Origin of the sequence: Herbaspirillum frisingense GSF30 (genome assembly GCF_000300975.2) — a bacterium.
Lineage (GTDB): Bacteria > Pseudomonadota > Gammaproteobacteria > Burkholderiales > Burkholderiaceae_D > Herbaspirillum > Herbaspirillum frisingense.
This window is the reverse complement of record NZ_AEEC02000031.1, coordinates 1-23,124: the sequence shown is the minus strand read 5'-3', so window position 1 is coordinate 23,124 and position 23,124 is coordinate 1. Positions and strand designations below refer to the sequence as shown.

26 protein-coding genes are annotated in these 23,124 nt (G+C 62.5%); 12 read left to right on the top strand and 14 right to left on the bottom strand.

The window, feature by feature from the left end:
* Positions 1-196: 196 nt before the first annotated feature.
* A complete protein-coding gene (locus HFRIS_RS18560) occupies positions 197-1,762 on the bottom strand; it encodes an aminotransferase-like domain-containing protein (protein WP_006712907.1) in 1,566 nt (521 codons plus the stop codon).
* Between the two features lie 175 nt (positions 1,763-1,937).
* Here HFRIS_RS18560 and HFRIS_RS18555 point away from each other — a divergent pair, with 175 nt between their 5' ends.
* The 3 genes from HFRIS_RS18555 (at position 1,938) to HFRIS_RS18545 (ending at position 4,767) form a co-directional block, all read left to right on the top strand.
* Positions 1,938-2,306, top strand: a complete 369-nt coding sequence (locus HFRIS_RS18555) for a hypothetical protein (protein WP_006712905.1) — start codon at positions 1,938-1,940, stop codon at positions 2,304-2,306.
* Positions 2,307-2,516: 210 nt separating this feature from the next.
* Positions 2,517-4,016 carry a sensor domain-containing diguanylate cyclase gene (locus tag HFRIS_RS18550; protein WP_006712902.1) on the top strand — a complete coding sequence of 500 codons (1,500 nt, stop codon included), beginning with the start codon at positions 2,517-2,519 and terminating at the stop codon, positions 4,014-4,016.
* Positions 3,973-4,767 (top strand): alpha/beta hydrolase, encoded by a 795-nt coding sequence (locus HFRIS_RS18545; protein WP_006712900.1) that lies wholly within the window; start codon positions 3,973-3,975, stop codon positions 4,765-4,767. The genes HFRIS_RS18550 and HFRIS_RS18545 overlap by 44 nt, the downstream gene beginning before the upstream one ends.
* Positions 4,768-4,771: 4 nt before the next feature.
* Here HFRIS_RS18545 and HFRIS_RS18540 read toward each other — a convergent pair whose 3' ends face one another.
* From HFRIS_RS18540 to HFRIS_RS18505, 8 genes are all read right to left on the bottom strand, one after another.
* The gene (locus HFRIS_RS18540; RefSeq protein ID WP_006712898.1) at positions 4,772-5,272 is read right to left on the bottom strand and encodes a hypothetical protein; all 501 of its coding nucleotides are present in this window, start codon (positions 5,270-5,272) and stop codon (positions 4,772-4,774) included.
* Between the two features lie 197 nt (positions 5,273-5,469).
* A complete protein-coding gene (pssA, locus tag HFRIS_RS18535; protein ID WP_006712897.1) occupies positions 5,470-6,330 on the bottom strand; it encodes a CDP-diacylglycerol--serine O-phosphatidyltransferase in 861 nt (286 codons plus the stop codon).
* Positions 6,331-6,406: 76 nt separating this feature from the next.
* Entirely contained in the window at positions 6,407-7,051 is a 645-nt protein-coding gene (locus HFRIS_RS18530; RefSeq protein WP_006712895.1) for a phosphatidylserine decarboxylase, read from the bottom strand.
* 226 nt (positions 7,052-7,277) lie between these two features.
* Positions 7,278-7,808: a hypothetical protein gene (locus HFRIS_RS18525; protein WP_006712893.1), complete on the bottom strand. Its 531-nt coding sequence runs from the start codon at positions 7,806-7,808 to the stop codon at positions 7,278-7,280.
* An 89-nt stretch (positions 7,809-7,897) separates the two neighbouring features.
* Positions 7,898-8,707: an SIMPL domain-containing protein gene (locus HFRIS_RS18520; RefSeq protein ID WP_006712891.1), complete on the bottom strand. Its 810-nt coding sequence runs from the start codon at positions 8,705-8,707 to the stop codon at positions 7,898-7,900.
* Positions 8,708-8,938: 231 nt separating this feature from the next.
* Positions 8,939-9,955, bottom strand: coding sequence for a ketol-acid reductoisomerase (gene ilvC / locus HFRIS_RS18515; RefSeq protein ID WP_006712890.1), 1,017 nt, complete (start codon positions 9,953-9,955; stop codon positions 8,939-8,941).
* Positions 9,956-10,027: 72 nt separating this feature from the next.
* Positions 10,028-10,519 carry an acetolactate synthase small subunit gene (gene ilvN / locus HFRIS_RS18510; RefSeq protein ID WP_006712888.1) on the bottom strand — a complete coding sequence of 164 codons (492 nt, stop codon included), beginning with the start codon at positions 10,517-10,519 and terminating at the stop codon, positions 10,028-10,030.
* A 2-nt stretch (positions 10,520-10,521) separates the two neighbouring features.
* Positions 10,522-12,240, bottom strand: a complete 1,719-nt coding sequence (locus tag HFRIS_RS18505; protein ID WP_006712886.1) for an acetolactate synthase 3 catalytic subunit — start codon at positions 12,238-12,240, stop codon at positions 10,522-10,524.
* A gap of 556 nt (positions 12,241-12,796) precedes the next feature.
* On the opposite strand from HFRIS_RS18505, the gene HFRIS_RS18500 reads away from it, so the two are divergent.
* From HFRIS_RS18500 to HFRIS_RS18480, 5 genes are all read left to right on the top strand, one after another.
* Positions 12,797-13,375, top strand: a complete 579-nt coding sequence (locus HFRIS_RS18500; RefSeq protein ID WP_006712884.1) for an RNA polymerase sigma factor — start codon at positions 12,797-12,799, stop codon at positions 13,373-13,375.
* Positions 13,372-13,779 (top strand): DUF3619 family protein, encoded by a 408-nt coding sequence (locus HFRIS_RS18495; protein WP_006712883.1) that lies wholly within the window; start codon positions 13,372-13,374, stop codon positions 13,777-13,779. The genes HFRIS_RS18500 and HFRIS_RS18495 overlap by 4 nt, the downstream gene beginning before the upstream one ends.
* A 4-nt stretch (positions 13,780-13,783) precedes the next feature.
* The gene (locus HFRIS_RS18490) at positions 13,784-14,665 is read left to right on the top strand and encodes a DUF3106 domain-containing protein (protein WP_006712882.1); all 882 of its coding nucleotides are present in this window, start codon (positions 13,784-13,786) and stop codon (positions 14,663-14,665) included.
* 285 nt (positions 14,666-14,950) lie between these two features.
* Complete coding sequence (locus tag HFRIS_RS18485) at positions 14,951-15,475, top strand: RDD family protein (protein WP_006712881.1); 525 nt, start codon at positions 14,951-14,953, stop codon at positions 15,473-15,475.
* A 95-nt stretch (positions 15,476-15,570) separates the two neighbouring features.
* Complete coding sequence (locus tag HFRIS_RS18480) at positions 15,571-16,500, top strand: alpha/beta fold hydrolase (protein ID WP_006712880.1); 930 nt, start codon at positions 15,571-15,573, stop codon at positions 16,498-16,500.
* 130 nt (positions 16,501-16,630) lie between these two features.
* On the opposite strand, the gene HFRIS_RS18475 is transcribed toward HFRIS_RS18480, so the two are convergent.
* Positions 16,631-16,978 (bottom strand): hypothetical protein, encoded by a 348-nt coding sequence (locus tag HFRIS_RS18475; RefSeq protein ID WP_039876428.1) that lies wholly within the window; start codon positions 16,976-16,978, stop codon positions 16,631-16,633.
* Positions 16,979-17,102: 124 nt separating this feature from the next.
* A complete protein-coding gene (locus HFRIS_RS18470; RefSeq protein WP_039876407.1) occupies positions 17,103-17,948 on the bottom strand; it encodes a ferritin-like domain-containing protein in 846 nt (281 codons plus the stop codon).
* A 128-nt stretch (positions 17,949-18,076) separates the two neighbouring features.
* Here HFRIS_RS18470 and HFRIS_RS18465 point away from each other — a divergent pair, with 128 nt between their 5' ends.
* Entirely contained in the window at positions 18,077-18,601 is a 525-nt protein-coding gene (locus HFRIS_RS18465) for a gamma carbonic anhydrase family protein (protein WP_006712877.1), read from the top strand.
* A 20-nt stretch (positions 18,602-18,621) separates the two neighbouring features.
* Positions 18,622-19,551, top strand: coding sequence for an Hsp33 family molecular chaperone HslO (gene hslO / locus HFRIS_RS18460; protein ID WP_006712876.1), 930 nt, complete (start codon positions 18,622-18,624; stop codon positions 19,549-19,551).
* 365 nt (positions 19,552-19,916) lie between these two features.
* On the opposite strand, the gene HFRIS_RS18450 is transcribed toward hslO, so the two are convergent.
* The 3 genes from HFRIS_RS18450 to HFRIS_RS24985 form a co-directional block, all read right to left on the bottom strand.
* Positions 19,917-20,639: a pseudouridine synthase gene (locus HFRIS_RS18450; RefSeq protein ID WP_006712873.1), complete on the bottom strand. Its 723-nt coding sequence runs from the start codon at positions 20,637-20,639 to the stop codon at positions 19,917-19,919.
* Between the two features lies 1 nt (position 20,640).
* Entirely contained in the window at positions 20,641-21,468 is an 828-nt protein-coding gene (locus HFRIS_RS18445; RefSeq protein ID WP_039876404.1) for an RNA methyltransferase, read from the bottom strand.
* Between the two features lie 65 nt (positions 21,469-21,533).
* Entirely contained in the window at positions 21,534-21,782 is a 249-nt protein-coding gene (locus HFRIS_RS24985) for a hypothetical protein (protein WP_244436318.1), read from the bottom strand.
* Here HFRIS_RS24985 and HFRIS_RS18440 point away from each other — a divergent pair.
* Together HFRIS_RS18440 and HFRIS_RS18435 are read left to right on the top strand one after the other, a co-directional pair.
* A complete protein-coding gene (locus HFRIS_RS18440) occupies positions 21,775-22,572 on the top strand; it encodes an inositol monophosphatase family protein (protein ID WP_006712869.1) in 798 nt (265 codons plus the stop codon). The genes HFRIS_RS24985 and HFRIS_RS18440 overlap by 8 nt on opposite strands.
* Before the next feature lie 99 nt (positions 22,573-22,671).
* A partial coding sequence (locus HFRIS_RS18435) for a VOC family protein (protein WP_006712868.1) occupies positions 22,672-23,124 on the top strand: 453 nt, incomplete at its 3' end.

The following is a 23,124-nucleotide window of genomic DNA, read 5'->3' as shown; positions in this document are numbered from 1 at the left end:
ATCGGATCAAGGCGGCACGCGTGAGAATGCAAGCCTTCGTCTTTACATGTTCTTTACAAGTCTGACGCAGCCCGCCCTTTCGGGCAATGCCTGATTCTCTGCCCTCCCTGCCTCATCACCGGCCCGGAATGCAAAAAAGGCCGCCCCGGGACTGCACCCGGGGCGGCCTGACGAAACCTTCACCTTGCCGACGGCCCTACTGTCCGGCCAGGCTATGCCCGATACTGCCCAGGCGGCGCAGCGCCTGGTCCAGTTCGCGGGTAAAAGGATGGCCGCAGCAGATGCGCAGGAAATGCCCATAGCGGTTGGAATTGGAAAAGATCGCTCCCGGCGACACCCCCACGCCCTCGGCCAGCGCCCGTTCGAACATCTGCTGCGAGCACACCTGCACCGGCAGCTCCACCCACAGGCCGACGCCGCCATTGGGCACATTCAGGCGCGTGCCCTCGGGGAAATAGGCGGCAATCGATTCGGCCATGCGTTCGCGCTGCTCCTTGAGCAACTGGCGCAGGCGGCGCAGGTGGCGGTCGTAGGCCGGGCTGGCGATGAAGTCGGCGGCGGTGACCTGGGTCCATTCCTCGTTGGCGCGGGTATGGGTGAACTTGAGCATCTTGACCCGCTCATGCCAGCGCCCGCCATTCATCCAGCCCAGGCGCATGCCCGGCGCCAGCACCTTGTTCAGGGAGGCACAATAGATCACATTGCCGCTGCGATCGCGGCTCTTGAGACTGGACGGCGGCACGTTGCCGTCGGCCAGCTCGGTGTAGGCATCGTCTTCGATCAGCGGCAGGCGCAATTCTTCACACAGGCGCACCAGCTTGTCCTTGTGCTCGTCGGGCATGATGCAGCCCAGCGGGTTCTGCAGGTTGGGCACCACCACCACGCCCTTGATATTGCCGTAGGTGCGCACCGCCAGTTCCAGCGCCTCCACCGAGATGCCGGTATGCGGGCTGGTCGGGATCTCCAGCGCCTTCATGCCCAGATTTTCCAGGGCCTGCAACAGGCCGAAATAGGTCGGCGACTCCACGGCGATGGTGTCACCGGGGCCGGCCACCGCCCGCAGGGCCAGGTTGAGCGCTTCGATACAGCCGTGGGTGACCACCACTTCTTCGTGATCGATGCGCATGCCATGGTGCAGCGCCCGCCGCGCCACGGCCTGGCGGAAGGTGGCATTGCCGTTGTGCGGCATGGCGCTGGTGAGCAGCTCGGGGCGGTCGCGCAGGGCACGCATGGCGGCCTGCTTCAGGGTTTCCACCGCATACAGCTCGGGCGCGCAGGTCATGCCGGAAAGGTCGATGCGCGGCGCACCGCTCTGGCGCAGGGCGATGTATTGCGACACCTTTTCATGGATGCCGGCGTACTGCTCGGGATCGATGGCCATCAGGCTCTTGGGCTCCTGCACCGGGCGGATGGCCGAGCGGCGCGGCTGGCGCACGAAATAGCCGGAACGCGGACGGGCTTCCAGCCAGCCGCCCTCCTCCATATGACGCAGCGTCTGCAAGGCGGTGGACAGGCTCACCTGGTGCTGGCGCATCAGGTCGCGCACCGAGGGCATGCGGTCGCCAGCCACCAGGGTGCCGGACTGGATCGCACCCTGATAGTGCTCCGCCAGGCGCCGGTACAGCGGCTGGCGCGCGCCTTCCGGGCTGACCGTGGGCGTGCCAACATCAGCGCCAACATCGGCGCCAGATTCAGCGCCAGATTCAGGAATGGCCGGCGGTAGCGCGGGCTTGAGATCGGGGAGGTGGAGGCTGGTATCCATAACAGTCATCATCTTCTTCCGGCAAGAACCAGAACAGATACAGAGTATTCGAAAAGCAACGGTAACAGAGCAAAAAAACGGCCGCTGTTACGCAGCAGCCCGAATTTTCCTGTGCCTGTTGCGCTGCCTGGCGACTCCCTAGACTGCACTCATCCCCACCACGACGGAGCCAGCCATGCCTACCCCCAGCCACCCCACCCTTCCCGCCGCCCAGCCTACGCCCCGCAGACTGCAACTGGGCAACGGGCAACACCTGCAACTGTGGCTGCCGGCCGGCAGCCAGCTGCTGTGCCAGGCGCCGCTGTTGCGCATCACCGAAGGGACGTACTGGCAACTGGATCGCCTCGTCAGCCGCCAGACCCGTCTGGAGGATGGAGAGTGCCTGGTACTGGAGCGCGAGGGCTGGGTCGGCATCCTGGCGCCGCGCGGCGGCGAATTGCTGTGCCTGGCCGCGCCGCATCTGCCCTGGCATGCGCCCTGGAGCAGACTCCTGCGACGGCTGGGCGATTGGCGCAACGTGCTGCTCGCAAGTCGGGTGCGCTGATCGCTGATGTGAGCGCCGAAGTGGCGCAGTGGAGGCGGTGGACGCGGTGGATGTGAATGATTAACTTTCAATCAACAAAACCACCGTCAAATCCGCGGTTTTCACGGTAATAGCGCAAACAATGGCGTGAATTTACGCAAACGGCCGGCGAAGATGTGCAGGAGAGCATGCAAACCATTACACTTCAGCATCAGCAAAAGATGAAGTGTTATGCAGAACGATCAGCCTCCAGCAAGCCCTGCGCCGGCCGCTATCCCGGCGCTTTCAGAAGAAGATACCTTCGACCTGACTCCGGTTTCCTTATGGAAAGAGGATTACAGCGGCCTCAAGCGCCTGTTCGACCAATGGCGCGCCGAGGGTGTCACCGACCTGCGCAGCTACCTGACCCAGGACACCTCGCGGGCGCAGGCCTGCGCCATGCAGATCAAGGTGGTCGACGTCAACCGCCGTACCCTGGAATGGTACGAGGCACGCGACCTGGCGCATCTGGTGGCGAACCTGGACAAGGTGTTCCGGGACGACATGATCGATACCTTCATCGACGAAATGGTGCAGCTCTGGAACGGCGGTTCGACCTTCTCCAGCTATACCGTCAACTACACCCTGGGCGGCAGGCGGCTGGATATCCAGCTGTCCGGCCGCATCATGCCGGGTAGCGAAGAGAGCTGGGACTACGTGCTGCTGGCCATCGAGAACGTCACCGAACGCGAAACCGCCCGCAAGAAACTCTCGCGCAGCGAAAACTATGCGCGCGGGCTGTTCGAGTATTCGCCCATTTCGCTGTGGGTGGAGGACTTCAGCGCCGTCAAGCGGCTCTTCGACGACCTGCACCGCATCGGCATCACCGATTTCCGCACCTTCACCGACGTCCACCCCGAGTTCGTGGAACGCTGCATGCAGGAAATCCGCGTCATCGACGTCAACCTGCAGACGCTGTCCATGTTCGGCGCGCCGGACAAGGCCACCCTGCTCTCGCGCCTGTCGGACGTGTTCCGCGATGACATGCGGCCGCACTTCAATGAGCAGCTGATCGAGCTGTGGAACGGCAACCTGCTGCACCACCGCGAAGTAGTCAATTACGCGCTCAACGGCGATACGCTGCACGTGCATCTGCAGTTTTCTGTCTTCCCCGGTCACGAAGACAACTGGGACCTGGTGCTGGTGGCGCTGACCGACATCACCGCCCGCAAGAAGGCCGAGGCCTACCTGGAATTCCTGGGCAAGCACGACGAGCTGACCAAGCTGCACAACCGCGCCTACATGGTCGATGAACTGAACCGCCTGGAGCGCAAGGGCCCCTTCCCGGTCAGTGTGATCGTGGCCGACCTGAACGGCCTGAAGGAAGTCAACGATGAGCTCGGCCATGCCACCGGCGACGGTCTGCTGCGCCGGGTGGGCGAAGTGCTGGGCAAGGCGGTTGAACGTCCGGGCAGCGTGGCGCGCACCGGTGGCGACGAATTCGCCATCCTGCTGCCGGCTACCGACGAGCGCGGCTGCCAGTTGCTGATGGACCAGATCCAGAAGCTGGTGGAGATCAACAACCAGTATTACTCCGGCGTGACGCTGAGCCTGTCCATGGGCGCGGCCACCGCCACCCCGGGTGAGCGTCTGGAGCACGTGGTGCAACGTGCCGATGCCTTGATGTATGAAGCCAAACGCCACTTCTATGCCAGCAGCCCCAGCCTGGAACGCCGCCATCCCGGCGACTGAAGCCATCACCGCTCCCATCGCCACTCCCACCACCCTCCAGCTCGCTGACGGCCTGCTGCAGGAAGAACTGGCCCTGGCCGTCGGCGCCGAAACGCTGGCGGCCGACCTCATCCGTGCCGCGGACGGCCAGGCCGTCCATACCCTGGTGCTGCATGGTGCCGGGCAAGGCCACCGGCAGCGCCAGTGGCCGCTACGCCAGACCCTGGCCCGGCTGGGATGCGCCAGCGCGGCCATCGATTTTTCCGGCCATGGTGCCAGCAGCGCCGTGCATCCCAATTCCCTTTCCAAACGGCTGGCTGAAGCCCAGGCGGCGCTGGAGCGCTGCACCGTCGGTCCACGCACTGTGGTGGGCGTGAGCATGAGCGGGGAAATCGCCCTGCGCCTGGCCTGCCGACCCGACAACCAGATCACCCACGTGGTCACGCTGGTAGGTGCCATCTATGATGGCGCGGCCTTTGCCCTGCCCTTCGGACCGGCATTCAGCACAGCCCTGCGCCGCCCCGGCAGTTGGCGCGAAGCTGCGGTACTGGAGATGATTTCGCACTACCGGGGACGCATCACGCTGGTACGGGCCAGCGAGGATGCCGTGATTCCCGCCGAGGTGGCGGAGCTGGTGCGGCAACACGGCACGGCGGCGGACTGCCGCATCATCGACCTGCCCGGCGTCGATCACCGCATCAGCGAACGCAGCCAGCACGATGCCGCCCTGCGCGAGCAACTGGCCAGGCTGATTGCGGGAGCAAGCGCGTAAGCGCTCAGGCGGTGGTGGAAATGAGACCGCCGACGATACCCTGATTGATCAGGTCGCCAACGATGGTGCTGGTGAGGCCGGGATCGGACTTGAGCAGCGACGACAGATCGGATGTCAGGCCACTGTTGCCGCTGAATTGCCCGTTGCCGTCATAGATGCCGGAGCTCGTCGGCGGGGTCGTGATGCTGGCGAGGATGCCCTGGTAATAGGACTGGCTGGCCTGGTTCTGGGTCAGGTCTGGGGAGGTATTGTCGGCCGAACCGGCGCTGACGATAGCATCAAACAGGCCGGCGGCATTGTAGGTCAGGGCATTCTGCCCCTGGCCACTGCCTGCGCCCGCGCCGCCCAGGCTGACGATCACCGAGGCATCGGTCGACAATTCGATGGCCTGCGCCACCGCTGCCGGATTGTCGCTGGCCTTGACCGGATTGCTGGCGCCACTCTCTGCGGGAAGACCGTAGGAGTTCAGACTACCCAGCGATGTCAGTGTGGTATCGATTGCCATGATCTATTTTCATTCATGTCGCGATTGCGAACTGTGAAGAAATATATAAAGCGATGAACGCAGTTTAGCAAAAACTTGCCGGATGTGAAGGCGACCCCAAAAAACCGCACTGGCCCGGAAGCAAAACACCCGGCACGGGGCCGGGTGTCTGCGTAGCTGGCATGGCCATGACCATGAAGAGCCATGACCCGGGCAACTCAATGCGGCTCGTCCCCATGCTCATCCTTGGTCTGCACGATGCTGACCGGGCGGCCCTTGAGACGGCGCCAGAGATAGACGCCATAGCCGGACAGGCCGTACAGCACGAACAGGCCGAACAAGACCTTGGACGGATCGCTGGAAATGAGCACCAGCGCCACCACCACCAGCAGTGCGGCGATGAAGGGCACCGGCTTGCGGAAATTGACGTCCTTGAAGCTGTAGAACGGCACATTGGTCACCATGGTAATGCCGGCGTACAGGGTGATCACCCAGCCATACCAGCTGAGGTCGGTACCGGCAAAGCGCAGGTCATCCATGAGCCAGACGAAACCGGCCACCAGTGCCGCTGCGGCCGGGCTGGGCAAGCCCTGGAAGTAGCGCTTGTCGACCACCGCGATATTGGTGTTGAAGCGCGCCAGCCGCAGCGCGCCACCAGCGCAATAGACGAAGGCCGCCAGCCAGCCCAGCTTGCCCATGCCGCGCAGCGACCATTCGTAGACCACCAGCGCCGGCGCGGCACCGAAGGAGACCATGTCGGACAGGCTGTCGTACTGGGCGCCGAACTCGCTCTGGGTATTGGTCATGCGGGCGACCCGGCCGTCCAGGCTGTCCAGCACCATGGCCACGAAGATGGCGATGGCGGCATAGTCGAACTTGAGGTTCATCGCCATCACGATGGCGTAGAAACCGCAGAACAGCGCGGCCGTGGTGAAGGCATTGGGCAACAGGTAGATCCCGCGCGACCGGCGCCGCACCACCACCTGCCCGGATTCGTCCAGTTGCGCCGCCTTGGGCTTGCGCAGGGATTTCGGGAAGGGAATGCCGGCCTTGGCCTTGCGTCGTCTTAGTGTTGGCATCGATGTCCAGTAGAGGTTATGCAGAAAACCACCCGCCTCATTCATACAGCGGCGGGTGCAGGCTATGCAGGTGTGATCAGAGTTCGGCCAGAATGGTTTCGGTCGCGGAAACCTTTTCACCCACGCTGACCTTGGGGATAGCGGTCAGCGGCAGGTACACGTCCACCCGCGAGCCGAAGCGGATGAAACCGTAGCGCTGGCCACGGGCCAGGGTGTCACCGGCCTTGACGTAGCACAGGATGCGGCGGGCGATCAGGCCGGCCACTTGCACGCAGGTCACGCTGTGACCGCTGGTGGTGGTGATGGCCAGGGCATTGCGCTCGTTTTCCAGCGAGGCCTTGTCGAGGTCGGCATTGACGAACTTGCCGGGGAAGTATTGCACCTTCTCGATCTTGCCATCCACCGGGGAACGGTTGGAGTGGACGTTGAAGACGTTCATGAAGACGCTGATCTTCAGGGCTTCACGGTCGGTATAGGGATCATGGGCGCGAGCCACCACCACGATACGGCCATCGGCCGGCGACAGCACCGCATTGGCAGCCTGCGGGATCACGCGCGGCGGATCGCGGAAGAACTGCAGCACGAACAGCGCAATGATCCACAGCGGGAAGGACCAGGCGCCGCAGAAATAGGTGGCCAGCAGTGCCACGACCACGGCGATGGTCAGGAAGGGCCAGCCTTCGCGGGCGATAATGGGGTGGGGATAGTGGTTATTGTTCAATGTTGCTCCAATGATCGCGCAGTGCTCGCGGAAAGTTCAAAAGTAAAAGCGTGCCTATTCTAGTCCAGCGCCCATTAAATGCAACGAAATGCGCCGCCCGGGGCGCTTGGCGGGCGCTATTTGACGGTCTGGGAGAGGTTTTGCCAATCCGCCCGCGGGGCGGGTCGACTCCGGCGGTGGCTGTCGACCCGGGAGGGGCGGTGGCGGCCGTACAGACGAGCGGCCGCTAGCGGGGCTGGGGATGCGAGAAGCTGAACTTCAGTTCATTGCGCGCCAGACCTTTCGGTCCGGTCAACTGCATCTGGCCGACCAGCACGGTCGCTTCGACGTCGGCATAGTCGAAACCGGTCACCTCGGTGACCTGGCGCAGGTCACCCTGGCTGCGCTGCTGAGGTTCGTCGGCGATGATGCCGGCAGGTTCCTTGCCCAGCGGCGCACAGGCCTTGATGTCATTGACCATGCGCTGGTAGGCGCGCCCCAGATCAGCCGGCGAGGCCAGGCGCCAGACGCAGGAATAGACGGAGGAGTTGCTGGAGATGGTACAGACCTCGGCCCCATCGAGCATGAAATTGGACAGGTAGACGGGGCCACGTTTGTCGCCCTTGACGACCGAGTCCTGACCATCCTTCTTCCAGCCGTCGAAATGTGAGGGGGCCTGCTGCTGCATGGCCCGCAGGTCGGCACAGATGTCGGCATGGGCGCTACCGGCCAGCAGGACGGCCGCGACGGGAAGGATGAGCTTGGCGATGTTCCGCATGTGGATCCTTAAAACGGAAAGGGAGGCCGATTATAGCCTCCCTCCCCTGTCAGCCCGTGCGGGCTGACAGTTCTTGACACCGGTCCTGCCTACTTGAAACGCACCTTGCCGACCAGACGCATGTTGACGGTGGATTCGCCCGGCTCGAAGCTGGGTTCGGCCACGCTGGCGTTTTCCTGCACCATGTCCGAACGCATCATGGCGGCCTTGGCCATGGGGGCGGCGGCCGGTGCCGCATAGTTGCCCGAGCCTTCGAAGTCAACTGTCTCGATCACGGCATCAGACGGAGCGCGATGCATGGCATTGGCGATGAAGCCGACGCGCTCTTCCAGGTTGCGATAGGTGGCATTGACCAGGGCCGCATCCAGCTTGCGGGCCGCCGCCGGGCTCAGTCCGAACTGCAGGCCGTTCAGGTTCAACAGGCTCTGTGCCGACGCCACAGTTTTGGGCAGTGCGCTCAGGTTCTCGGTGGTCATCTCCAGGTACTGGCCGACGCGCCAGCCCACCACTGCGCGGGCCTTGGCCGGCTGACGCGGTTGTTGGGGCGTGACCTGGGGCGGCTCGGCATAGACCGCATAGGTGTAGTAGCCGTAGCTCTTGAGCGTGGCTTGCGGGTCCTGGCGCTTCAACAGCTCGATGCCCTGCTTCATCTTCTGGTTCACACGGGAGGCGGCGGTGGCCTTGTCCTTGTCTTGCTCTTCAACCTGCAGGGTCACGCGGGCCTGGTCATTGGCTACGCTGATCTCGCCATTGGCGGGAACCACTACCATGGTACCGGTGGTGGCGACGGCAGCCGGCATGCTGCCCTGGGCTTGCGCCGGAGTCTGCGCCTGGACCTGCGATGCCAGGCAAGCGGTCGCCAAAGCGGCGCCCAACATCAGTTTGCGGGAAGGTGTCATAGGGGATCCTCTTTATTCTTGGTCGTGGACGGGTGATGATAACTTCATATTCAAGTCATTCACCCTGCACTTCGACGACTGCCCATCCGCTTGGTTCTTGGGCAAATGCAACAAGCGGTAACGACACGGCCCTTCATCTCGCGCCCCCGTCATCCGCATCGATGCGCAGGGGTGCAGGGGCGAAAAAAAACGCCACGGCGAACCGTGGCGTTTTTTTGCACAAGTGGCAGATCAGTTCTTGCTTTGATCGACCAGCTTGTTGGCCTTGATCCAGGGCATCATGGCGCGCAGCTTCTCGCCCACGATTTCGATCTGGTGTTCGGCGTTGATGCGACGACGTGACATCAGGGTCGGTGCACCGGCCTTGTTTTCCAGGATGAAGCTCTTGGCGTATTCGCCGGTCTGGATGTCTTCCAGCACCTTCTTCATCGCAGCCTTGCTCTCGGCGTTGATCACGCGCGGGCCGGTCACGTACTCGCCGTATTCGGCGTTGTTGGAGATCGAGTAGTTCATGTTGGCGATGCCGCCTTCATAGATCAGGTCCACGATCAGCTTCAGTTCGTGCAGGCACTCGAAGTAGGCCATTTCCGGAGCGTAACCGGCTTCCACCAGGGTTTCGAAACCGGCCTTGATCAGTTCCACGGTACCGCCGCACAGCACGGCCTGTTCGCCGAACAGGTCGGTTTCGGTTTCTTCGCGGAAGTTGGTTTCGATGATGCCGGCACGGCCGCCGCCGTTGGCGGTGGCGTACGACAGGGCCAGGTCACGGGCCGAGCCGGACTTGTCCTGGTGCACGGCGATCAGGTGCGGCACGCCGCCACCCTGGCTGTAGGTCGAACGCACGGTGTGGCCGGGGGCCTTCGGAGCGATCATGATGATGTCCAGGTCAGCGCGCGGCACGACTTGGCCATAGTGGATGTTGAAGCCGTGGGCGAAAGCGACGGTGGCGCCTTGCTTGGCGAACGGTGCGACGTTTTCGGCATAGACCTGGCCGATGTTTTCGTCGGGCAGCAGGATCATGATGACGTCGGCGTCCTTGACGGCGTCGTTCACTTCAGCGACCTTCAGGCCGGCCTTCTCGGCCTTGGACCAGGAAGCGCCGCCCTTACGCAGGCCGACGGTGACCTTCACGCCCGAATCCTTCAGGTTCAGCGCGTGAGCGTGACCTTGCGAACCGTAACCGATGATGGTCACGTTCTTGTTCTTGATCAGGGACAGGTCTGCGTCTTTGTCGTAGAAAACTTTCATGATTTTTCCTATATTCCGAATAGCTCGAATTGAATGTATGTATGTGTGATGGGTACTGCCTGGCGCGGTCGATCAGATCTTCAGGATCCGTTCGCCGCGACCGATGCCGGAGCCGCCGGTACGGACCGTTTCCAGGATCGCAGTGCGGTCCAGGGCGTCGATGAAGGCGTCCAACTTGCTCTTGGCGCCGGTCAGCTCGATCGTATAGGTCTTCTCGGTGACATCGATGATGCGGCCACGGAAGATATCCGCAGTACGCTTCATCTCTTCCCGTTCCTTGCCCACTGCGCGCACCTTGATCAGCATCAGTTCGCGCTCGATGTGCGCGCCTTCCGTCAGATCGACGACCTTCACCACCTCGATCAGGCGGTTCAGGTGTTTGGTGATCTGTTCGATCACATCGTCCGAACCGGAGGTCACGATGGTCATGCGTGACAGGGTCGGGTCTTCGGTGGGTGCAACGGTGAGCGTTTCGATGTTGTAGCCGCGTGCGGAGAACAGACCCACGACACGGGACAATGCGCCGGCTTCGTTTTCCAGCAGCACAGAAATGATATGGCGCATGATTAGAGATCCTCCGAACCCAGCAACATTTCAGTCAAACCCTTGCCCGCCTTGACCATGGGCCAGACGTTCTCGGTTTGATCCGTGATGAAGTTCATGAAGACCAGCCTGTCTTTCATGGCGAAGGCTTCGCGCAGCGCGCCGTCGACATCGCCCGGTTTCTCGATTTTCATGCCGACGTGGCCGTAGGACTCCGCCAGCTTGTTGAAGTCCGGCAGCGAATCCATGTAGGACTCGGAATAGCGCGAACCGTAGTCGATCTGCTGCCACTGACGGACCATGCCCAGGAAGCGGTTGTTCAACAGGATGATCTTGGGGGTCAGGTGATACTGCTTGCAGGTCGCCAGCTCCTGGATGCACATCTGGATCGAGGCTTCGCCGGTGATGCAGGCCACGGTCGCATCGGGGTTGGCCATCTGCACGCCCATGGCGTACGGCAGGCCCACGCCCATGGTGCCCAGGCCGCCGGAGTTGATCCAGCGACGCGGCTTGTCGAAACCGTAGTATTGCGCGGCCCACATCTGGTGCTGGCCGACGTCGGAGGTGATGAAGGCATCGCCCTTGGTCACTTCCCACACCTTCTGCACCACAGATTGCGGCTTGATGAATTCGTCCGAGGTAGCGAACTTGAGGCAATCACGCTTGCGCCACTCGTTGATCTGCTTCCACCAGTTGTCCAGCGCCGCGCCGTTCTGGCGGGTCTCGGCGGCATCCAGCTGGACCAGCATTTCCTGCAGCACGTCCTTGACATTGCCCACGATGGGGATGTCGACCTTGACGCGCTTGGAAATCGACGACGGGTCGATATCGATATGGATGATCTTGCGGGCGTTCGAGGCGAAATGCTTCGGATTGCCGATCACACGGTCGTCGAAACGGGCACCGATGGCGATGAGCACGTCGCAGTGCTGCATGGCCATGTTGGCTTCGTAGGTGCCGTGCATGCCGGGCATGCCCACGAACTTGTCGCTGGACGAACGATAGGCACCCAGGCCCATCAGGGTGTTGGTACAGGGATAGCCCAGGCGATCGACCAGCTTGTTCAACTCGGGCGAGGCATTGGCCAGGATGATGCCGCCGCCGGTGTAGATCATCGGACGCTCGGCCGACAGCAGCAGCTGCAGTGCCTTGCGGATCTGGCCCGAGTGGCCCTTGTCGACCGGCTTGTAGGAACGCATTTCCACCGCCTTCGGATACTCGTAGGCGCAGGTATGCATGGTGATGTCCTTCGGGATATCGACCAGCACGGGGCCGGGACGGCCGGTGGTGGCGATATAGAAGGCCTTCTTGACGGTTTCCGCCAGGTCCTTCACATCCTTCACGAGGAAGTTGTGCTTCACGCAGGGGCGGGTGATACCGACGGTGTCGCACTCCTGGAACGCGTCCTGACCGATGGCGGTCGACGGCACCTGGCCGGAGATCACCACCATGGGGATGGAGTCCATGTAGGCCGTGGCCAGGCCGGTGACGGCATTGGTCACACCGGGGCCGGAGGTGACGATGGCCACGCCGACCCGTTGCGAGCTACGCGAATACGCGTCCGCAGCGTGCACGGCAGCCTGTTCGTGACGAACCAGGATGTGCTGGAATTTGTCTTGCTTGAAGATTGCGTCGTAGATATAGAGGACGGCGCCACCAGGATAGCCGAAGACGTGTTCAACACCCTCTTCAGCCAGGCAACGGACGAGTATATCCGCGCCGGTGAGTTGCTCAGCACTCATGCTGCTTCCTTTCAAGGTCCATTGGAAATTGATCGGATGTTCTCTCCTGACGGAATCGCATTCGTCGTCTTGCCGGCAGCATCCCTTTATTGTGCGGTCACGCCGTTTCTGCGCTCCAACCGTAGTGGAGTTTGAAACGCCGCTCAACGCGACTCGTTCAGCCTTGGTACAAGTTCGACTCTTACTGATTCCTCGCGCTTGTGGCACGGGTTAGAACAAACAAGCTTTAAACCTATAAAGCATTTCCTGCACCGGCACGACCTTATGTGAAGCACCGGCAAGGAACAAAAACGCCCCAGATGTGGGAGGCGGGAAACAGGACAGTAATGCGTTGCATCATTTTGGTCAAGCTAATTCAGGTGGAATGGCGGCGAAATGATCGGCTGCACTCGCGTTTGTGGCGCCGCGCGGGGATAAACTTCAGGACAAAGACAGCCAACTTTGCTAGCATTCGGTCTGCTTTTTGACGATTTCTTGCATTTTTCGCATTTCGGCTGGCCAGACATGAACCTCTTTGCCCGTGTTGGCCGGCAACCCATCCGGCACACCGTATTGCATGGCAACTGACAAAGAACTCTCCGATTTTCTTGAAAGTGTCGAACGCCGCGCCTTCAAACAGGCGGTGTATGCCGTGCGCAAGGACGAAGCCGCGTTGGACATCGTTCAGGATGCGATGATCAAGCTGGCCGAGAAATACGGCGACAAACCGGTCGGCGAATTGCCGATGCTGTTCCAGCGCATCCTGCAAAACACCATCCATGACTTCTTCCGCCGCGAAAAGGTGCGCAACACCTGGGTGAGCCTGTTCTCCAGCTTTGGCGGCAACCACAGCGATGGCGACGGCCCGGACGACTTCGACGTCCTCGAAAGCCTGGAATCGGAAGACGGCTCCGAAGCCGCCGAATCCAGCGCCGACAAGGTCGAGCGCGAGCAGACCCTGAACCTGATCGATGCCGAAATACAAAAGCTGCCTACGCGTCAACGGGAAGCATTCCTGATGCGTTATTGGCAGGACATGGACGTGGCGGAAACGGCCGCCGCCATGGGTTGCTCCGAAGGTAGCGTAAAAACCCATTGCTCCCGCGCAACTCACGCGCTGGCTCAAGCTCTAAGAGCCAAAGGAATCTCATTATGAAGAACAAGGAAATGCAATTCGCCTACAAGGTGAAGCTGGCGCTTGACGCCAATCTGGACAACCTGTCCGACGACACCCTGCAAAGCCTGGCTGCTGCACGCCGGGTCGCGCTGGCACGCAAGAAACACACGCCCATGACCGTGCGCGTCGAACAGCCCGTGCTGGCAGGCGCCTTCGGCGGCGGCATGCTGCATCAGGAAAGCCCGTCCTGGTGGAACCGCCTGGGAGTGGCCGCGCCACTGCTGGTGGGCATCATCCTCTTTGCCGGCATCTATCAGCACGAGAACGCCAAGCGCGTCTCCTACCTGGCCGACATCGATGCGGCCGTGCTCTCCGACGAGCTGCCGCTGTCGGCTTACCTGGACCATGGTTTCAACGCCTTCCTGGCAGAAAAGGGACAATAAAACGATGCGCAAGACCACCGGCACTCCCGTCAACGCCTACGCCCGCCTTTCGCGCATCGCGCTGGCGCTGGCCGTGCTGGCCGGTGGATTGAGCTGCGCCTGGACCGTGGCGCAGAACACGCAAACCGTCGCACCCGCTGCCACCCCGGCATCGCCACCTGTAGCCAGCCCGGCCAACGCTGGCACCGCAGCTGCGCCGACAGCACCGGCCGCTGCGGCAACAGCAGCTACCTCGACAGGCACCTCCCATCCCGCCAAGTCCGCCACCAAAACCGCCACCCGCAAGCCCGAGAGCAAGCTGGCCTGGGCCAATCTCTCGCAAGCCCAGCACGAAGCACTGGAACCGCTGACCGTCGAGTGGCCGCGCATGAGCGAGCTGCAGAAAGAAAAATGGCTGGAAATCGGCAAGCGTTACGCCAAAATGAAGCCGGAAGAGCAACAGCGCCTGCATGAACGCATGCGCGACTGGGTCAAACTGACCCCGGCACAGCGCAGCGCCGCCCGCACCAACTACGCCCGCGCCAAGAAGCTCGATGCGGAAGAAAAGCACGAGCAGTGGACCAAGTACCAGCAATTGTCCGAAGAGCAGAAAAAGAAGCTCGCCGAAGCCAAGCTGCCGCGCCGCGTTGCCAAGCTGCCGACCACGCCTTCGGCCGCTGCGCCCACCATCCAGCTTCCAGCCGAGGCACTGGATCGTCCGTTGCCTGTCGTCCCGGCCCCAAGCCCGGCCGCAGCACCTGCTCCGGCCCTGGTCCCAGGCTCGCAAGCCGCGCCGGTGCCGGCCCTGACACCCACTGCGGCGGCTCCGACCACGGTGGCCATCAGTGCCGCAGCGACCGCGCCAGCCGTGACGGCTGCAACGAACACGACGGCTGACAGCAAGTAAGCCCGCCATTCTGCCTGGTCCGATCATCCGGCCAGGTTCACCCCGTTCGTCGCCCCTCTGTTCCCCCGGCGTTTCCAACGCTTTCGCGCTCGACGCAAGTCGCTACGCCACCACCTTTCCCACCTTGCGCTGGCTCAAGTCAGCGCATAGGCAAGCCGGCCCGATTGCTTTACCATCTGCGGGCCGCGCCAGCGGCATGCATGCCCGCGATCTGGAGAGTGACCGAACCCCATCACCACCCCTCCCTGCGGCCACCACACCAACAACCAGGACCGAACCCGGACCATGACGGATTTCACCACGCCCTCCCTGCGCCGCCGCCTCAGCAGCATGCTGTATGAATCGATGCTGCTGTTCGGCGTGCTGTTCATGTCCGGCTGGCTGTTCTCCACCCTGCTGCAACAGCGCCACGCACTCTACCTTCGTCATGGCCTCGAAGCCTGGCTGTTCCTGGTGCTGGCGGTCTATTTCATCTGGTTCTGGACCCACGGCGGGCAGACCCTGGCGATGAAGACCTGGCGCTTCAGGGTGGTCGATCGCCAGGGGCAGCCGGTCGGGCTCTGGCGCGCAATGCTGCGTTTCCTGCTGGCCTGGCTGTGGATACTGCCGGGGCTGGCACTGGCCTCGCTGGCACGCGGACAACACTGGCTGCTGGTCCTGATCCCGGCGGCCAACCTGCTTCTCTGGGCGCTGACCAGCAGGGTCGATCGGCAAGGCCAGTTCCTGCACGACCGCCTCGCCGGCACACGCCTGGTCGACATCACCCCACCGCTGAAAGCGCCCCTGCAGCAAGCCGACGCCAAGTCATGAAGCAGACATGAGCGCAGCGTGGCGCTCTGTTATGCTCTCGGGCGACCGCATGCGCCTGCATGCCCGCCCACCCGATCGCCCGGACGCCCGCCCGCATGATTTCACGCATCTCCAGAACCCTGCTCCTCATCCAGTTCGGCATTGCGATCCTGTTCTACCTCCTGCTGCGGCATTTCGAGTGGCCTATCGTGGCCGCCGCCGTGGGCGGCCTCCTCATCGTCCTGCTGCTGCGCGCGCAGATCACCGCCAACAGCTTCTTCCTGACCTGGCCGTATCGCGGCCGCACCTCCAACCCGGTGGAAATCAGCTGGCTGCAGGTCGGCACCCTGTTCCTGCGGGAGTTCCGCGCGACCATGCTGTGCTCCTCCTGGGCCATGCCCTTCCTGCGTTTCGACCAGTTCAGCTATCCCGACACGACCTCGCTGCCGGTCCTGCTGATCCACGGCTATGGCTGCAACAGCGGCTACTGGCGCTGGATGAGCCTGGAGCTGCGCCAGGCCCACATCACCCACTATGCGCTGGACATGGAGCCGGTCTTCGGCAGCATCGACGAGTACGCGCCGCTGGTGCATGCCGCCGTGCAACGCGTGCTGGCCGAGACCGGCCAGAAGAAGATCGTCATCGTCGCCCACAGCATGGGCGGACTGGCCGCCCGCGCCTACCTGCGCGACCACGGCTGCGACCGCGTGGCCCGCGTGATCACCCTGGGCTCGCCCCACCACGGCACGGCCATCGCCAACTTCGGCATCGGCATCAATTGCGGGGAAATGAACTGGCTGGGCCGCTACGAAGAAGGCCGCAGCAGCGAATGGCTGCAAAAGCTCGCCGCCACCGAAGAAGCGGATGCCCTCTCGCACATCGTCTCGATCTATTCCCATCACGACAACATCATCTCGCCGCAGAGTTCAGCTCACCTGGATGGGGCCTGGAATATCCCGGTCATCGGCATCGGCCACGTCGCACTGGCGCTGGAGCCCTCCATCCAGGAGATGGTGATCGACCTGATCCACAACGCCCGTGAATAGCATCTGAAAAGAGCCGCCAAAAAGCACAATGCCGTCCAGCACTGGCGGGACGGCATCGGGATGGCCACCGGGCAACGACCGGTAGTCTGATAGTGCGCAAGAGGACGTGACTGGTTCTTCTTGCTTCTTCTTATTTCTTGGTTGCGTCCTGCAGCTTCTGACCGGCCTGCTCCATCTTTTCGCCGGTCTTCTGCGCCAGGTCCTTGGCGCCTTCCTTGGTCTTTTCGTAGGCTTCCTTGGCCTCGACCTTGGCCTGATCCAGGGCGCCATCGAGCTTGGAGCCGGACTCGCTGGTCTGGTCCTTGGCCTGGCCGGTCACCTCGTCAAGCTTCTTGCCGGCGTCCTGCACGGCGCCATCGATCTTCTTGCCCAGGGCCTCGGCCGGACCCGGCTCTTCCTTCTTCTGGCAGGCCGCCAGCAGGGAAATGGCGGCAACGCTCACGACCACACCGGCCAACAGTTTGGACATCTTGTTCATGTTGTCATCCTTTCCATTCATATAATCGATTCCAAAAGGTCGGAATTCGGGGAAGACGATAGCACAACAGCAAGCCCCGGCCCGCTGTCGCGAAAATTGCTTACATTTCTTGCAAATCCGTCGATCATCGCGAAAGATCGGTGAACATCAGCATTTCCTCGTCCGAAAAGCCGGCTGCCCGCCTGGCCTCCAGATTGAACGGCCCACGCAGGGGCGGCGCCTTGTGGCGCAGGCACAACTGGGCGAAAGTGGCCACCGGGTCCAGCTGGCGCTGTTCGCACAACCAGTTGAACCAGCGATTGCCAATCAGCACATGGCCCACCTCGTCGCGCATGATGATGTCCAGGATCTCCGCCGCCGCCAGGTCGCCCGCCTGCGCCAGCTTGGCACGTACCGGCGGTGCCGCGTCCAGCCCACGGGCTTCCAGCGTGCGCGGCACCAGCGCGATGCGCGCCAGGACATCGCCCTTGGTCGATTCCGCCATGTCCCACAAGGCATTGTGGGCGGTGAAATCACCATAGGCATAGCCAAGAGTCTTCAGATGGTCGGCCAGCAAACTGAAGTGATAGGCCTCTTCATCGGCGACCTGCATCCAGTCTGCATAGAAATCACGAGGCATGCCGGGAAAGCGCCAGACCGCGTCCAGCGCCAGGTTGATGGCATTGAACTCGATATGCGCCAGGGCATGGATCAGCGCCGCCCGGCCCTCGGGCGTGCCCATAGAACGATGCTTCACCTCCAGCGGCGATACCAGTTCCGGCCGCGCCGGACGGCCCGGGATCCCGCTGCCCTCGTCCAGCGCTGCCAGATCCTCCTGCTCCAGGGGCAGTTCGCCTGCCGACCACGCGGCCCGCAAGCTGCGCACCGCGCTGCACTTCATATCCGGACGGGTTTCTTTCAGGCAAGACAGGGCAGCACGACGCAGGCCGGTGAATGAAAAGACTTCATCTGGGGAAGAGGACTGATCCAAGGAACTGACTTTCAGGGAAGGTAAAATACGCGGTTGAGGACGCCGGACTTGTCTCCATATGAAGACAAGTTCACCGCAAGGCAAGGCATCACATACCGACCAGCAGGTAACGAGGAGACAATTTTATTATGGCGATCTACCAATTGGAGCAGGACACCCCCGAAATCCACGACACCGCCTACGTGGCCGAGTCGTCCACCGTGGTGGGCAAGGTGAAGATGGAGGCGCATTCCAGCGTCTGGTTCAACGTGGCCATCCGTGGCGACAATGAACTCATCACCATCGGCGAGAACAGCAACGTACAGGAAGGGGCTGTGCTGCATACCGACGTAGGGTATCCAATGGTGATCGGCAAGAATGTCACCATCGGCCACCAGGCCATGCTGCACGGCTGCACCATCGGCGAAGGCGCGCTGATCGGCATCCAGGCGGTGGTGCTCAATGGCGCCAGGATCGGCAAGAACTGCCTGGTCGGCGCCGGCGCGCTGGTGACCGAGGGCAAGGAGTTCCCCGACAACTCGCTGATCATCGGCACCCCCGCCAAGGCAGTTCGCCAGTTGAGTGAAGAAGATATCGCGCGCATGCACGCCGGCACGGACAGCTATGTCCAGCGCGCGCAACAGTTCAAGGCCAAGCTCAAGCGCATCGCCTGAGCCGCCAAGCAAAGGAAACAATGAAAGACACGCTGCAAAAATTCCTGGTCGACAACGCCCCCGTGCGGGGCGAGCTGGTCGAAATCTCCGACACCTGGCGCCAGGTCCAGGCCCGCCGCGACTATCCGGTCGCGGTACGCACGCTGCTGGGCGAGATGCTGGCGGCGTCTGCCCTGCTCTCGGCCAACCTGAAGTTCAATGGCATGATCGTCATGCAGATCCACGGCGATGGTCCGGTCAAGCTGCTGGTGGTGGAGTGCGACTCCGAACTGCAGCTGCGCGCCACCGCCAAGCTGGCCGACGATGCGCAGATCGCCGACGACGCCACCCTCACCGACCTGGTCAATGCCAACGGGGATGGCCGCTTCGTCATCACCCTCGACCCCAAGGACAAGCTGCCGGGTCAGCAGGCCTACCAGGGCGTGGTGCCGCTGGATGGCGACAGCGTGGCTACCGTGATCGAAAACTACATGCTGCGTTCCGAGCAACTGGACACCAAGCTCTGGCTGGCCGCCGACGAACACGTCTCACGCGGCCTGCTGCTGCAAAAGCTGCCTACCATCGGCGGCACCGCCGCCCCCACCGCCAAGCCTGAGGGCGAGCTGGAAGCCTGGAACCACATGGTCATGCTGGGCGACACCTTGCGGCGCGAGGAATTGCTCTCCACCGACATCGCCATGCTGATGCACCGCCTGTTCTGGGAACAGAACATCCGCGTCTTCGACCCCGTACATCCGCAATTCCACTGCTCCTGCTCGCGCGAGAAGGTCGGCAACATGCTGAAGATGCTGGGCCAGGAGGAAATCGCCGAAGCACTGACGCAGATGGAGAAGCTGGCCATCGACTGCGACTTCTGCGGGCAGCACTATGAGTTCGATGCGGTGGATTGCGCGCAACTGTTCGTGGCTGATGTAAGTGGTGCGAGCGAGGCGGGAGAGGTCCGGCATTAAGGAGGTAGGCGACCGGGGAAAGGGCCGAATTAATTCGGAAATGCCCAGGAAATCACCACGGGTGGCCGCTTCAATATGAGTACAGCAGCAATCTCTGCGGGAACACACTTATGATCGCCCGATGCCCTTCCCGCTCCGCCCCACTCCCGAAGATACGCCTCCGGCCCTAGAACAGACCGCGGAGGTCGTCGGCCCGCAAAACGAGGGCGAGAGGCACTTGCAGGTGCTTATCCTGGAGGCCTTTGAGCCCGGCCCATCGATCAGTATTTGCATCGATGAGTTCGCGGACTTGCTGCGCGCCCGCATCCAGAACCCACGCTGATCCTATGGCGTGCGTGTCAACCGAGGCGCTTTCGCATATTGGATCACTCCTGATCCGGCACCAGCAGCGCCATCTGTTGCGCATCCAGGTAAGTCCACTCCCCCTCCTCCAGCCCCAGCGCCTCCAGTTGCAAGCCACCGATGGCGACCCGGGACAAGGCGCTGCAATGATTGCCGGCGGCAGCCAGCATGCGCTTGACCTGATGGTATTTGCCCTGCTCCAGCACGATCTCCAGCAAGTTCTCACCCAGTTGGCCGCAGCGGGTGGCGGCCAGTGGCGCCGGTTCGTCGTGCAGTTGCACGCCCGCCTTCAGTTGCTCGATCAGCGCCTGCGTCACCGGCTCGGCGGTGGTGGCCGCATACACCTTGGGAACGTGGCGCTTGGGTGAGGATTGGGCGTGGATGAAGGCGCCATCGTCGGACATGAGCAACAGCCCGGTGGTATCGTGATCCAGCCGCCCCACCGGTTGCACATCGCGCCAGGTGAACTGCTCCGGCAGCAAGGTCAGCACGCCCGGATGATGGCTGGGCTTGCGCGAGCACTCGATGTTGGGCGGCTTGTTGATGGCGATGTAGACGTGCTCGCGGTATTCCCACTCTTCCTCGAAGATGGTCAGCACCAGCCCGGTGGGTTCGGGCGTGGCCCGGTAATCGTCCACCACTTCACCACCGATCGAGACTTCACCATCCTCGATCAGTTCACGACAATACTTGCGCGAACCGAAACCCTGCGATTGCAGGATGCGGTCCAGGGTCAGCTTGGCCATGTCAGCCTTCTCCTTGTTCGTTCTGTCCGGACTTGCCGGCCTTGGCCTGCTTGGGCTCCAGGATCTGGCGGGCGATACCGCGCAGGATGTTGACCTCTTCGGTCTCCAGCTGGGCGCGCGAGAACATGCGCTTCAAGCGCGGCATCAGTTTCTTGGGATTGTCGGGATTGAGGAAATCGATGGACACCAGCGCCTGTTCCAGATGGGCAAACATACCCTCGATCTCGGCCACGCTGGCACTCTGGCCATGGAACCCGACCTCGCCCGGCGCGCGCGCATCGCCGCTGGTCTGCATCGGCCCGCCCTGCACTTCCAGCTCCGTCATGCGGCACTCGTAGGCCAGCACCTGCACCGCCTGCGCCAGGTTCAGCGAGGAATAATCGGGGTTGGCCGGGATGTTCAACAACGCCTGGCACTTCTGCACCACCTCGTTGGGCAGTCCAAAGCGCTCGTTGCCGAACAGCAGCGCAGCATTGAGCCCGGTATCACGTGACAGCTGGCCGGCCAGCTCGCGGGGGGAGACCACCGGCGGCGAAAACTCGCGCAACCGGGCGCTGACGGCGGCGGCGAAGTTGCAGCCTTGCAACGCTTCTTCGACACTGCCGACGACGCGTGCATTTTGCAACACATCCAGTGCGCCACTGGCGAAGGCAATGGCTTCATCTTCCTTGACCGCGTCCGGAAAGCGCGGATTGACCAGCACCAGCTCCGAAAAGCCCATGGTCTTGATGGCCCGCGCCGCCGAGCCGATATTGCCCGGACTGCTGGTATTGACCAGAACGAAACGCAAACGGCTGAAAAGAGATTGTCCTGACACTTGCTTGTTCATTTAAAATAGCGGGATTCGCGCCCCAGGATAGGATATTGGCAAAACGTCAATATTGCAGCAACAGATCAAACCCAGGTTGGCTCAGGTTGATCGATTTGCGCCCCGGACTGCATGGCAAACCCGCAAGCATAACAGCCGCGGGTGGCGCAACGCTCATTAATTTCATCGTCGACTGGTTTGACTGCCGGGTTTCGCCTGGCCAGCTGTTCCGCAAGCTTGACGCGGGAGGCCGGCCCGTCGGCCATGGCGACGATGAGCAACGCAGCCATCGTCAACGATGGCCGCAATTTTAACGGAACCATCGGAATGATCATCCCACCCATGCTCAACACGGCGATCAAGGCAGCTCGCCGCGCCGCCACCATCATCAACCGCGCGTCCTTCGACGTATCGCTGCTGAAGGTCTCCAAGAAGTCGCACAACGACTTCGTCACCGAAGTGGACAAGGCCGCCGAGGATGCCATCATCGACGTGCTCAAGAACGCCTACCCCGACCACGCCATCCTGGCCGAGGAATCCGGTGCTTCCGACAACCTGCACGATGAAAACGAAAACGTCTGGATCATCGATCCGCTGGACGGCACCACCAACTTCATCCACGGCTTTCCGCAATACTGCGTCTCGATCGCCCTGCAACAGCGCGGCATCATCACCCAGGCGGTGGTCTACGACCCCACCCGCAACGACCTGTTCACCGCCTCCAAGGGCGCGGGTGCCTACCTGAACGAAAAGCGCATCCGCGTGGGCAAGCGCGACAAGATCGCTGACGCCCTGATCGGCACCGGCTTCCCCTTCCGCGACCTGGACGGCCTGAACGAATACGTCACCATGTTCAAGGTCATGACCGAGCACAGCGCCGGCCTGCGCCGCCCGGGCGCTGCCGCCCTGGACCTGGCCTATGTCGCCGCCGGCCGCCTGGACGGCTTCTTCGAGAAGGGCCTGAAGCCCTGGGACATCGCCGCCGGTTCCCTGCTGGTGACCGAAGCGGGCGGTATCGTGGGCACCTTCAAGGGCGACTCCGACTACCTCTACAAGGGCGACGTCATCGCCGGCAGCCCGAAGATCTTCGCGCAACAGGTCAACCTGCTGTCCGAATTTGCCTGATCCTTCACTTTTGCTTAAGCTCGTCTCGTGATCACACCCCGGTAGCCGCACTGGCATTGCTGCTATAGTGCCGCTACCGGCGATGACCGAGGAGACGACATGACCACCCCGCCTGACGCAGCCACGCTGCCCCAGTCCAGTCCTTCCGCCTGCGCCTTGCCGGCGGGCTACCACAGCGTCACTCCCTACCTGATCGTGCAGGCTTCCTCCGAGGCCATCGCGTTCTACGGCCGTGCCTTCGGCGCCGTGGAAGTCATGCGCCTGGACGGTCCCCACGGCAAGGTCTGGCACGCCGAAATCCAGATCGGCGATGCCCGCGTGATGCTGGCCGACGAACATCCCGAACTGGGCTTCCTGAGCCCGCAGACGCTGGGCGGCGCAGGCGTAAGCCTGCTGGTCTACGTGGCCGACGTCGATGCCGTCTTCAGCCAGGCGATTGCCGCCGGTGCCGTGCAATTGCGACCGGTGCAGAACCAGTTCTACGGCGACCGCTCCGGCACCCTGCGTGATCCCTTCGGCCACGTCTGGTCGATTGCCACCCACATCGAAGAC